The organism is Myxococcales bacterium (assembly GCA_012517325.1).
Classification (GTDB): domain Bacteria; phylum Lernaellota; class Lernaellaia; order Lernaellales; family Lernaellaceae; genus JAAYVF01.
On sequence record JAAYVF010000022.1, the window covers coordinates 1 to 12,314 of the forward strand.

The 12,314-nt window shown below is 62.2% G+C and carries 8 protein-coding genes; 4 read left to right on the plus strand and 4 right to left on the minus strand.

Annotated features, from left to right (window positions below; genetic code table 11):
* Positions 1-106 precede the first annotated feature (106 nt).
* Positions 107-1,315 carry a CoA transferase gene (locus tag GX444_04460; protein ID NLH47839.1) on the minus strand — a complete coding sequence of 403 codons (1,209 nt, stop codon included), beginning with the start codon at positions 1,313-1,315 and terminating at the stop codon, positions 107-109.
* A gap of 172 nt (positions 1,316-1,487) precedes the next feature.
* On the opposite strand from GX444_04460, the gene GX444_04465 reads away from it, so the two are divergent.
* On the plus strand, positions 1,488-2,930 hold the full coding sequence (locus GX444_04465; protein NLH47840.1) for an amidase: 1,443 nt from the start codon (positions 1,488-1,490) through the stop codon (positions 2,928-2,930).
* A gap of 25 nt (positions 2,931-2,955) precedes the next feature.
* Here the strand turns inward: GX444_04465 and GX444_04470 are convergent, their stop codons facing one another.
* A complete protein-coding gene (locus tag GX444_04470; GenBank protein NLH47841.1) occupies positions 2,956-5,601 on the minus strand; it encodes a glycosyl hydrolase family 2 in 2,646 nt (881 codons plus the stop codon).
* Positions 5,602-5,849: 248 nt separating this feature from the next.
* Between GX444_04470 and GX444_04475 the strand changes: the two genes are divergently transcribed.
* From GX444_04475 to GX444_04485, 3 genes are all read left to right on the plus strand, one after another.
* Positions 5,850-6,233, plus strand: a complete 384-nt coding sequence (locus GX444_04475; protein NLH47842.1) for a response regulator — start codon at positions 5,850-5,852, stop codon at positions 6,231-6,233.
* Positions 6,234-6,315: 82 nt separating this feature from the next.
* Positions 6,316-7,704 (plus strand): sulfatase-like hydrolase/transferase, encoded by a 1,389-nt coding sequence (locus GX444_04480; GenBank protein ID NLH47843.1) that lies wholly within the window; start codon positions 6,316-6,318, stop codon positions 7,702-7,704.
* 14 nt (positions 7,705-7,718) lie between these two features.
* Complete coding sequence (locus GX444_04485; protein ID NLH47844.1) at positions 7,719-9,269, plus strand: phospholipid carrier-dependent glycosyltransferase; 1,551 nt, start codon at positions 7,719-7,721, stop codon at positions 9,267-9,269.
* 58 nt (positions 9,270-9,327) lie between these two features.
* On the opposite strand, the gene GX444_04490 is transcribed toward GX444_04485, so the two are convergent.
* Complete coding sequence (locus GX444_04490; protein NLH47845.1) at positions 9,328-11,040, minus strand: OmpA family protein; 1,713 nt, start codon at positions 11,038-11,040, stop codon at positions 9,328-9,330.
* A 51-nt stretch (positions 11,041-11,091) separates the two neighbouring features.
* Positions 11,092-12,072 carry a discoidin domain-containing protein gene (locus tag GX444_04495; GenBank protein ID NLH47846.1) on the minus strand — a complete coding sequence of 327 codons (981 nt, stop codon included), beginning with the start codon at positions 12,070-12,072 and terminating at the stop codon, positions 11,092-11,094.
* Between the last annotated feature and the right edge of the window lie 242 nt (positions 12,073-12,314).

A 12,314-nucleotide genomic window follows, 5' to 3' on the forward strand; every position in this document is an offset into this window, starting at 1 on the left:
CTGGCGCACGGAAAGATGGTGAGGGGGCCATCCTGAGCATCAGCGAAGGATCTCTCATTAGCGTGAGTAGATTATTCGGCACGGGGCCTCAGGATGACAGGCGCGCCTACACCACCACTCGGTCTTTACGCAACCGGTCGATTTCCGCCTCGTCCAGGCCGAGCCAGTCGGTTAGAACGGCGGCGGTATGCTCCCCCATTTCCGGACCGGGCTCCACCGGCGGCGCGGGCTCGCCGGCGAACCGCACCGGAAAACCGGGCAAATCCAACTGGCCGTACCGCGGATGTTCGGCGGCGGCCAGCATGCCGCGCGCGTGCAATTGCGGATCGTTGTTCACCGCGTCGTAATCGTTGACCGCGCCGCACGGAATCTTCCGGGCCGAAAGCGCCGCCACCAGTTCCGCCGTCGTTCGCTCGGCGGCCCACGAGGCGACCGCCTCGATGCCCGCCGAGGCGTTATTGATCCGCTCGACGAATCCGGCGAACCGCGGATCGTCACCCAGCTCGGGCCGGCCGATCACCGCCATCAGCGAGCGCCATTGCTTATCGGTCAGCGCGACGACGACCGCGTAACCGTCGGCGGTGCGGTAACTGTTCCAGAAGGGCATCGGGTTTTCGGGATCCGACAGCAGACTTTGCATGTTCCCGCCGAGCAGGCCGCGGATGCGCTCGCGGTCCGGTTCGGTGGCGCGCTCGCAGAAGGCCCAGAAATTGTGAAAATACATCACGTCCTGCATGGAAACGTCGATCGCCTTGCCGCGGCCGGTCCGTTCGCGCTCGTGCAAGGCTACCAGCACGCCGATCGCCGCGAACGCCCCGGCGCACAAATCGCCGAAAAACGCGCCGGGCGGCCGGTCCGGCTGGTGGTTGGCGAACAGGATGCCGCCGGTCGCCTGGGCGATCAGGTCGAAAGCCGTCCGGTCGGCCTGCGGGCCGGTCATGCCGAAACCGCGGATCGTCGCCTGGATCAGCCGCGGATTGGCCGCCTGCAGGCGTTGATAACCGAGGCCCCATTTGTCCATGACGCCCGGGGCGAAATTTTCGATCAGCACGTCGGCGCGCGCGGCCAGTTCGAGCAGCAATCCGGCGCCCTTGGGATGCTGAAAATCGATGACCAGGCCGCGTTTTCCCTGGTGCATCGCATGCATGGCCCGGTGCGATTGTGTCAGGGTCAACAGGAGGCGCATCGTATCGCCGGCCGGCGACTCGACCTTCACGACCTCCGCGCCCAGCATCGAGAAGATCTGCCCGGCGCGCGGCCCGGACAGAAATTGACTGAGATCGAGCACGCGCAAACCGCTCAGCGGACCGTTCATCGCCTACCTCGCGTTTCTGTGCCTGGGGGTTCGTGGTTGTCGGTTTACCCGGATGTGGCGGTTAGTTTACCAGAAAACGAAAAAAGTCGAACGGACTCGCTCCGGACCGGGTCGAGGCTTTTGTTTGCCGCGCCTTCCCGGTATGCTGGAAAAAAGCAACCAGGAGTAAAAAATGAGCCGGTTTCACAGCCTCTCCGGGTCGACTCTTGCCGCCATGATTCGTCTGGGAAAGGCGACTTCCGAGGAAATCGTCGAGGCCCACATCCAGCGGATTCAGGAAGCGAACCCCGTGATCAACGCCGTCGTGGCCGATCGTTTCGCCGCCGCCCGCTCCGAGGCTTTGCGCGCCGATCAGCTCACGAAGGAAACGCCACCGGAGAAGCTGCCGCCCTTCCACGGCGTCCCCTGCACCATCAAGGAATGCTTCGCTTTCGTCGGCATGCCCAACGCCTCGGGAATCGTCAACCGGAAAAACGTCCATCCCGAGCGCGACGCCACCGCCGTGGCGCGCCTGCGCGCGGCCGGCGCAATTCCTCTCGGGGTGACCAACACCTCCGAAGGCTGCATGTGGATGGAAAGCCACAATTACGTCTACGGCCGCACCAACAACCCCTACAATCCGAAACGAATCGTCGGCGGCAGTTCGGGCGGCGAAGGCGCGATCATCGCCGCGGGCGGCTCGCCGTTCGGGCTGGGTTCGGACATCGGCGGGTCCATCCGCATGCCCGCTTTTTTCAACGGGGTCTTCGGCCACAAGGCGTCGGGCGGCCTGGTGCCGGGCACCGGACAATATCCGTACGCGGCCAACGAAGCTTTGCGCTACCTGACGACCGGCCCGCTGGCCCGGCGCGCCGAGGACCTCTGGCCGCTGCTGAACATTCTGGCCGGACCGGACGGCGAGGACGCGGGTTGCCGGCCGTTGCAACTGGGCGATCCGGCGAAGGTCGAGATCGGCAAATTGACGGTGACGGTGATCGAGGGCAACGGCGCCAACGCGGTATCGCGTGACATGCTCAATGCGCTGCACAAGGCCGCGGGGGCGCTCGAACGGTTGGGCGCGAAAATCAAAACGGCCCAACCGGCCGAGTTGCGCTATTCGCGCGACATCTGGACGGCGATGCTGGCCGAAGCCGGCAGTCCGTCGTTCAGCGAGGTCATCGGCGGCGGCCGGCCGATCGCCGCGTGGAAAGAGCTGGGGAAGTGGACCGTGCGCCGTTCGCCGCACACGCTGCCGGCCATCCTGCTCGCGGTGCTCGAGCAAGCGCCGAAGAAAATGCCGGAACGCACCAAGCGGTTTTACGAAATGGGCTTGCGGTTGCGCGAGCAACTGAGCGAACTCATCGGCGCCGACGGGCTGGTCCTTTATCCTTCCTATCCGACGGTCGCGCCGCCGCATCTGGTCCCGATGCTTTCGCCGTTCAAATGGGTGTACACCGCCATCTGGAACGTGATGGAATTTCCAATGACCCAGGTGCCGTTGGGCCTGAACGACGAGGGGCTGCCGGTCGGCGTCCAGGTCGGCGCCCGGCACGGCAACGATCACCTGACGATCGCCGCCGCGCTGGAACTGGAAAAGGCTTACGGTGGCTGGACGCCGCCGCCCCGCTTCGCCTGATCGCCGGGAAGTTCTTTCGCGCCGCTTACAACTCGACCTTCACCGGCGGCACGTTCCAACCGTCGATTTCCAGCGCCAGCGCGCCCTCCCCGGCGTCCCGGGCGCGGAACGAGGCGGTCAGTTCGCGCGTCTCGCCGGGCAACAGCGACACGTAGTTGTCGGACCAGAGAATCGGCAGCACCAGGTCGCCGCCGGCCTCGCGCCGCAGCCGCGCCTCGACGAAAAACGCCAGCGACGGGCCGGGATTGGTCAGGCGAACGCGCACCGTTTCTGCCGCCGTACGCTTTGCCTCGACCGTCAACTTCGCCGGCAGCAGATTCGCCAACAGCGTCAGGTCGTCCTCGCGTTCCGTGGGCGTAAAGCGAAACACCGCCTTGTCCCATTTCAGCCGCGCGGTCCGGGTGGAAAGCCAATAAAAATTCTCGCTGACCGGCCGGCCGTCCTCCGCGAACAAATCGAGGCGGACGAAATACGTCGTGGTGAGGTCGCGCGGCTCCGGCAGGAAAAACGCGCGGACGACGCCGTCGGCTTCGACGGCCACCGTTTTTTCCTCGCGATGCTTTTCCTTCATCGTCAGATCGAACACGCGGGCCAGCACTCTCAGGCTGGCGAAATCCCGGTAATGGCCATTGACGACCGCCACGGAGCGGTCGTCGTACGAATACTGCACGTGCAGCATTTCGCACGCCTTCTTGGCGCCGAAGTACGAGCCGCCCGGCCGCAGGTAATAATCGTAGAGGTGCCAGATCAACGACGGCCACGGGTTGTTGAGCATCCACTGGATGACGCCGGTGGCGCGGTACTTGTTGCGGCCGTAGGCCTCGAACATGGCGCGGTGGCCGTCGTAGGCCATGAGCTGCGCCTTGCGCGCGTAGTCTTCCATCCCCGTGGCTTTGCCGTAACGGGCTTCGAGTCCCCGGGTGAAAATCTTCAGCGTTTTGAACCACCAGCGGCCGGCGTGGTAGATCCAGTGTTTGTCGATCGGCCACAGGTGGTCGGGCGGCAGCATCTTGCGCAAGCTGTCGACCGGCGGGATCGCCGCGCCGGGACTGGTCTCGGTGTTGAAGCCGTGCGCGCCGCCGCGCTCGGTGTCCTGCAACCAATAGCAAGGCGGCACGTACTCGTACGGGCCGGTCATCTTGACGCCCGACGGGCCGGTGACCGTGGTCGGCTTGGCGGAGGCCGAGGAAAGGATCGGGTTGGGCCAATTCTCGTCGGCCAGCACCTTGAGGTACATTTCCTCGACGCTGGCCGGCGGCGGATTGTCGCTGCCGTTCATCCAGGCGATCAGGCTGGGATGGCGGCGCAGAAGGCGGATCTGGTCGCGCAACGATTCGCGGGCGACGAGGTGATCCTCGCTGTTCCAGGTTCGCCAGAACTCCCAGTGATCGCAACAACACCAGCCGCAGATGACCAGCATGCCGTGGCGGTCGCAGAGGTCGTAAAAGGTTTCGACTTCCGGCTTGCCTTCGATCCGGATCGTGTTGAGGCCCAGGTCGAGCGCGTAGCGGATTTCCGCTTCCAGCCGTTCGGGCGACGAGCGCAGCAATAGGTCGGGCGACCAGCCGCCGCCGCGGATGAGGATCTTCTTTCCATTGATGAAAAAGAGCCGATGGCCCGCCGCGGTCAGCTTGGACGTCACCTCGCGGATGCCGAATTTAACGGCTTGCCGGTCGGAGATCTCGCCCGCGACTTCCACCGTCAGCTCGAGTTCGTAGAGCGGCTGTTCGCCGAGCCGGGCCGGCCACCAGACGCGCGGGGCGGCAATCGCCAGCGACGGGAATTGCGCGGGCGACAGTTCGACCCGCCGTATTTCCAACGGCTCCAATTCGATCGGCTGCGCGACTTCGATTTCACCGATGCGGCCGCGCAGCACGCCCTTGACCTCGCTTTCCCGCGAATTGATCAACTCGGCCATGATCGTCAGCCGCGCCTGGTCCAACGCCGGCGGGTTCAGTTTGGTCAGCACGTGCGGGTGCCGGATCGCGACCGGCCCCGACACCGCCAGCACGACATCGCGCCAAATGCCGAGATTCTTGTCGGGCGGCGCCGGGCTCCAATCGACCCAGTTGAAACCCAGGTCGTGGACGTGTTGCGGAAAAATTTCCAGCGCCAGGCAGTTGCTTTCGCCGTAGCGCAATTTTTCGGTGACGTCGAATTCGAAAACGCGAAATGCGCCCATCGTGTGTTCGGCGTCGGCGATCCGCCGCCCGTTGAGCCAGACGTTGGCCCGGAAATTGAGGCCGTCAAACCGCAGGCGGAACGTCCGGTCGGCTTTGACCTCCGGCATCGTGAAGGTCTTGCGGTACCACCAGGCCGCGCGATACGGGCTGCCGGGCGGCATTGGCAGAATCGAAACGTCGAAAGACACCGGATTGTTGCCCGGCACCTCATGCAGATTCATCGAAAAATAAGGATCGGGATAGAGGCCGGCCGCCACCTGGGCGGCGAGCACCGTCGCCGGGATTTTCGCGGCGATCCATCGATCGGTCGCAAAACCGGGCAGGGAAATCGCCTCACCGGGTTGGTTGACTTCCTTCGCGGAGCAGATCGCCCACTCATCTTGCAGCAAATACTCACGGCCGGTCGTGAGTCGTTTTTCCCGGGTCATCATCGCCTGTTCCGGTTTCGCCGGGTAACTCGGCTCCTCCGGTTGGTGATCAAAATTCATCGCGATACCCCTCAGCAGCTCGTCGGTGCAACAGGGAATGATTTTAGCCTTTGTAACCGAGCCCGGCTGGTCCGTAAAGCGCAAAATGGGATGATTTTCACTCGATGGCGACGGGCGCGGAAAGGATCCGTGCCGCAATCGGCGCCCCGATCGGCTTGCCGTGAGCCTGAAGTAAAAACGCGCGCCCAGCCTTGCCAAAAGCGCGGAAAAGGTGAATTTTGTACAAAGGTACAAACGGATTGAAACAAATGCGGACTGGCCAATTCACCATACTTTGCGTCGATGACGATCAGGACCTGCTATTGGCGCTGACCGCCCTTCTCGAATATGCGGGTTACCGCGTGATTTGCGCCCCCAGCGCGGAAAAAGGCCGGCGCGCCTTTGAAGAAATAAAACCGGATCTGGTCATCATCGACCTGATGATGGAAGAGATCGACTCGGGAAAAGACCTGGTCGCCGATCTGCACGCGCAAGCGCCGAGCGTGCCCCTCTATCTACTCAGCTCGGTGGCCGACGAACTCGCCGGCCAGGCGGATTTTCGCGCCTTCGGACTGTCGGGAGTATTCCAAAAACCGATCAATCCCGACGCACTGCTGGAAACCCTGCGCAAAAAACTGAAACCGGCGGAATGATCTTTCACCCGTTACCGAAAAACGGTTGACCCTCCCGTACGACTGGGTTAATACTCCAATATATCTGTACGAAAAGAATTCGATGCGGAAATCGCGACGACTCATTAAATTTTTCAGTCTGTTCATCGCGCTCTGCCTCATCATCGCGGCGATTTGTCTCGTTTACGTCAGACAACACGAATTCACCGCGCCGCCGGAACCTGCCGGTCGCGGCCAAAATCCGCCGCCGATCCGGCACCTTTTCCTCGTCACCTTCGACGCGCTTCGCGCCGATCACCTCGATTTGTACGGCTATCCGGTCGTCACGGCGCCGCATCTCACCCGGATCGCCGCTGAAGGCTATGTTTTCGCGCGATGCATCACCCAGGGCGTGATGACCTTCACTTCGGGGCCGATTCTGCTCTACGGCCGCTATTATGCCGACCTGCTCGATAAAAAAACCGGCGCGCTGGATCCGCCATTCCCTTCCCTGCCGGAAATTTTACGCGACCAGGCCGGCTATGCTTCCGCCGTTTTCGCCAATCACGGCGACTTTCCGGTCAACCGAAAATTGTTCGACGCCTTCACCGACGATTTCCACCTGACGGAAAGCGAGTTGGCGAAACAAGCCCTTGCCTGGGTCGAAGAACGCGCCGACCGGCCCACCTTCGTCTGGTTGCATCTCTTCGCGCCGCACTCGCCGCAACCGGCCGCGGGCGCCCGTTTCGAATCGGCGCTCGCTTACCGTTTGCAACATCCCGACCGTTTTCACGACGTCCCCCCGTTGTTGCGGCCGCGGATGAAGGACGTGGCGCCCCGCAACTGGGCGACCTACGATGCCGCGATCGCCAAATCGGACGACGCCCTGGCCTGGCTGATCGCCGAGATGCGGCAGGCCGGTTTGCTGGAGCGGAGCCTCGTGGTTTTTTCGGCGGATCACGGCGAACGGATGAACATCGACGGCATTCTGGCGCATAAACGCTGGGCCAAACGCAGCCTAGCGCATGTGCCGCTGGTCGTGCTGGCGCCGCCCGCCTGGAGACAGGCGGCCGGATCGTTCCGCACCGTTTCCACCACTGTCCGGCACATCGATCTGTTCCCGACTTTCTGCGCCGCGGCGGGGATCGATCCGCCCCAGGGACAGGCGGCGGGCGTCAGTCTCTGGCGAATTCTGGACGGCTCGATCCGGCGCGATCTGCCGGCGTTCACCGACGGCGCGGGCAGCGGCATTCCAATGAGTTTTTCCTTGGAAGACGGGCCTTATGTCCTCTCGCACGTCGTTTCGCCGCGAAAGTCGCCGTACCGGCTTTATCTGGGAAAAACCGACCCGCAGGAACTCAAGAATCTCCGCAGCCGGCATCCGCTGGCGTTCCTCTCGCTGCTGTACCGCCTCTCGCTTTATCCCCAATCGCCGGTCAATCACCAGCGATATGATTCGGGGCCGATGACGCCGGAAGAAATCGAACGATTGCGGACGCTCGGATACCTATAGTATGGATTGAAACGATGAATTCCCGAAAGCGTTTCACCATCGCCTGGCTGGTTTTCCTCGGGTATTTCGCCGTCGGCGCGACGACGATCGGCCTGACCTACCTCGCCTTGCCGCAACCCGGCGAACAGGACGGCTTTTACCTCGCCGCCAAATGGATCGCCTGCGGCGATCTGGCCGATTATCGGCAAACCTTTCAGCACGATTGGGGGCCGCTTTATCCCTGGATGCTGGCCGCGATCGGCCGCATCGTCGGTTCGACGCATCTGGCCGGGAAATTCCTGACGCTTTTCTTCGGATCGCTGCTCGTGGCGCTGACCTATCTGGCGGGCGAAACGATTTTCGGCTCCCGGCGCATCGCCGGAACGGCCGTCGCCCTGTTGGCGTTGAACCCGATTTATCTTTATTACGCCACCCTGGCCAGCACCGACATTTCCGCCGCCTGCTTCATTTTTCTGGGTATCTATCTGGCGATTCTGGCCGCGCGAAGTGAAAACCGCTGGCCGCCGGCGCTGCTCGCCGGGCTGGCCTGCGGCGCAGCCTGTCTGATCCGTTACCAGGCCTTCGCGCCGGGATTGGGCCTGCTGATCGCCTCCGCTTTTCTACCCGCGCCGAAAAAAAGACCCCGTGAGGTGTTCGCCGCGGCTTTTGTGCTCGGCTTGATTCTACCGCCGGCGATCGCCGGCCTGACCGGCCTTTCGACGCCAGGAGATTTCGGCGGGCTTTCCCAGATCAAGTGGAAATTGATCGAAGGCCTGGCGGAAGTGAGTGGCGGCAGTAATGCGCTCCGATCGCTTTTTCCCGGGTATGCGCGCAGCCTGTTGTTACTCGGCTGGATTCTCGGCTTCGTTCCCTATCTGGCGTTGATCGGCCTGCGGCGGATCCCCCGGTCGTTAGCCGCCGATCAACGGGTTGTGCTCTTGCTCGGTTTGACCCCGCTGATCGCCTATTTCGTCGGCGTCGGTTGGTACCCACCGCCGGGACAACCGGAAATCCGCCGCCTGTTTCTACTTTTCCTGCCGCCCTTTTCACTCGCCCTGGCCGCGGCCGCACAAGGGCGAACGGCTAGTGAGAAAGCGAAAACCCTGCGCCACCGGTTGCCGCTGGTTCTGACGCTCGGTTGGGCGGTCGTTTTCTTTCTGCTGGAATTTCCCTACTTCGATCTTCCCGGCGGCAGACCTTGGCAGCGCTGGCTCGGCTTGAGCGGCGTTTACGTCCAACGGGAATATCCACCGGGCGAAGCCGCCGCCCTGGACGCCGCCCGCGACTGGATTCGCCGCGCGCAACCCGGCTGCGCGCCGGTGGTGACCAATTCGCCGGCCACCACCGTGTTGTTCCCCAACGCCGTGTTCATCGGCTACGGCGTCGATCTGACCGACGAAACGCTGAACACCCTCATCCGGCAACGGCAGCGCAAACCCGGCTACGTCATGCAAACCGAGGTCCAGGGACAAAATCACCTGGAACCCGGACCGCTGGCCGGCGGTGTAACGCTGGAACAACTGACGGAATCGCCCGGCGGCATCTTTTACCGGCTGATTCCCGCGGAAGCGACGGTCACACCTTAAAAGAAAACGGGCACCCGGAACCGATGGCTCCGGATGCCCGTGATTCTCTGCAAACGGCCTACTTGCTCGTGATGATCAGATCGATGCGCGTATTTTTCGCCTTGCCCTCGGCCGTATCCTGCGGGGCGATCGGCACTTCGCTGCCCATGCCGACGGCCGCCAGTCTCGTCGGCGCGACGCGTTTGCGGACCAGGTACTCGCGCACCGCTTCGGCACGCGCCAGGCTGAGCCCTTGCGCGTTGGCGACGTCGGCCGAGACGTGCCCTTCGATCTGAATCGAAATCCGCGGGTACTCCTGCAGCACCGCGGCCACGTCATCCAGCAGCGCTTTGTCTTCGCGGGTCAATTTGGCGCCGTTGGGCGCGTTGAACGCCAGCTTGGTCGGCAACACGATCTGGTTTTCGAGCATCATCACGCCGGAGGATTTACGCGCCAGGACGATTTCCGGCACGCCGTCCTCGTCCATGAAGCCGTTGACGGTTTCCGGTTCGAGGGGCGCGCCGTCCTTGTTGTCGGGCACGCCGTCGCCGTCCGAATCCGGATTGATCGGGCTGGTGCGAAGCTCGTTGACTTCCTGGCCGTCGGTCAGCGTGTCGCCGTCGGTGTCGGCCTTCAGCGGATCGGAGCCGTGCAACTTGACCTCGGTCATATCCGACAAGCCGTCGCCGTCGGTGTCGGGCTTGAGTGGATCGGTACGGTACTGCTTGACTTCCTCACCGTCGGCCAACCCGTCGCCGTCGGTATCCTGACGCAACGGATCGGTATGATAGACCTCTTTTTCCTCGTAATTGGTCAGCCCGTCATTATCGGCATCGGCCTTTTTATCGTCGACCGGCGGCGCCACCGGGCCGCCCTTGGAGGGCAGCTCGCGATTCAGTTTGGGAATCGTCAGGCCCACGCCGGCGAAGCCGCGGTAATTGGGATTGCCGATGCCGCTGTTGATGCCCGCGCCGCCGCCGATCGTGAAATTCACCGGGCCGGCGTAGAATTTGGCCGCGCCGATCACTTCCGTGGGCACCTCGAGATCGAGTTTTTCAATCTGGTAATCGACGGTCCGGCCGTAGATCTCGGCCAGCAGATCGACGTACTTGTGCAGCATCACCGAAACGCCGGCGCCGAATTCCGCCCGTCCGGTCGGATCGAATCCTTCATCGGCGCCGTCGCCGTCGGCCATGTAAAGATAGCCGCCGTTGAGCACGATGTTCACGAGATCGAACCGTTTGTCGATCACGAGGCGGGCGCCGGCAGTAACGCCGTCCGCGCCGACAAAGGCGTCGGGATCGCCCGTCGGGAACGAAGCGACCGGAACGATCGCCAGGCCGAGCGAGCCCGGTTTGTTTTCGAGGATGCGGAACTTCAACATGACGCGCAGATCGCCCAAGGCGGCCGCCGAGGCGCTGTCGTTTTCGGGGAAATCCGCGGAGAACGCGGTATCGAAATCCTCGCCCGCCACGGAATTGTAGGGAGCGGCGAGGCCGAGTTCCATGAACTTGAACAGCCCGACCGAGGCTTGCAGCTCGCCGGTGAGCAAGGTTTCAACGAGTTTCAATTGCTCGTCGTCGGTGAAACTGAGAATGAACGGGTTCACCGCGTAGCTCGCCAGCAACCCCACGCCGAACTGGCCGTGCGCGTAGGCATTGGAGGTGTACAACGTCAGCAGGTTCTGGTTGCCGATGGCCGGTTGGAAATTCTGGACGTCGATGGCCGACGCCGGGACGGCGGTCGCTAGGATCGTCATCACGATTGCCGTTAGTATCAGCCGCGTTTTCACCGTGGCCCCCTTACTCAATTGCGCCTGTCGTTTGGTTTCGGAAGGCATGGATTATTCGCAACCGTCATCCGGTTCTTCATAACCGAAGGTTTCCAGTTCCGCGACCTCGTAACTGTAAAGCGTCTGGCCATCCGGCCCCGGCAGAATGCCGAGCTGGTTGCTTTCGTGCAAGACAAGAAAAATCCAGCGCGCCTGGACGGGATCGTCGCTCAAATCGAAAATGTTGTTTTCGATGTTCTGGTCGTCGGCTTGCTGGACCTGCTCGACCAGCTCGTAACCGTAATCGGCCAGATCTTCCGCCGGCACCTCGTGCGGCATCACCTCGATGTCTTCGTTGTTGTTGATATAGACCTCGTATTTGGTCGCATACTCGAAAACATTGACGATGTCCTGGCCCCAGTAAACCGCGATTTCGGTCAGGTAGAACTTCCGCTTCAGTTTCACCGCGTACCACTGCGGGTCGTAAAGCGCTTCGTCAAACCAGGGTTGGGTCGTGTTCTCCCACCAGGAAAAATAGCTGCCGTCGAGGCCCTTCGCCGGCGTGTTGCCCGGCTTGCTGTGGCTGACGCTGCTGGCCGACGGTTCGCCCGCCAACGAATGATTGATGGTTCGTTGCTCGATATTGATCGTCGCGGCGGCGCTCAGGTTGCCCGCGGGGTCCTCGGCGCGAATTTTCAGATTGTTGACGGCGTTGATGTTCAACGCGACTTTCACGCAGAAAGCGCCGTCTTCCGTGGTGGTCGTTCTTGCTTCGGCCAGGCCGCCGATCACGTGAATGGTGGACAAGGGTTCGGCCGTGCCGCGAATCGATTGATAATCGAGGCTGGTCGGACTGAGCGGTTCGTCGGCCTTGGGCGTGGCCGGCGCCTCGGTGTCGTCGTTGTCGTCATCGTCGATGCCATTGTCATCGTCGATCGTTTGCATTTCCTTCAATGGCATGTCGATTTGCGACGATGTATCACAAGCCAGGAAGATCAATATCCCACTCACCAAGAGCAGGATCAGGAGCATGGATACGCCTTTTCGTGACATGGCCTGCCTCCCGAGCCGGATCGTTCTCAAAGCCCGCACCGCAATGTTGTAGTTTTGCCTAGTTTTTTTATGCACTTACTTCGCTCCAAGGTCAAGAGAGAAGCTTGTATTAGCTTAGCGACTTTGTCCCCTGTAACTGCTTAGCGATTATGTCCCCCATGAAGAAGGACATGATTTCGATGACTCCCAAGGAGTTACAGCGGATGAGGTTGCTGGTCTGCGTCCTGGAGGGGCAGCTGCCC

Coding starts and splice junctions, on each gene's coding strand:
- GX444_04460 (NLH47839.1), bottom strand. CDS start 1,315: ATGAACGGTCCGCTGAGCGGTTTGCGCGTGCTCGATCTCAGTCAATTT.
- GX444_04465 (NLH47840.1), top strand. CDS start 1,488: ATGAGCCGGTTTCACAGCCTCTCCGGGTCGACTCTTGCCGCCATGATT.
- GX444_04470 (NLH47841.1), bottom strand. CDS start 5,601: ATGAATTTTGATCACCAACCGGAGGAGCCGAGTTACCCGGCGAAACCG.
- GX444_04475 (NLH47842.1), top strand. CDS start 5,850: ATGCGGACTGGCCAATTCACCATACTTTGCGTCGATGACGATCAGGAC.
- GX444_04480 (NLH47843.1), top strand. CDS start 6,316: ATGCGGAAATCGCGACGACTCATTAAATTTTTCAGTCTGTTCATCGCG.
- GX444_04485 (NLH47844.1), top strand. CDS start 7,719: ATGAATTCCCGAAAGCGTTTCACCATCGCCTGGCTGGTTTTCCTCGGG.
- GX444_04495 (NLH47846.1), bottom strand. CDS start 12,072: ATGTCACGAAAAGGCGTATCCATGCTCCTGATCCTGCTCTTGGTGAGT.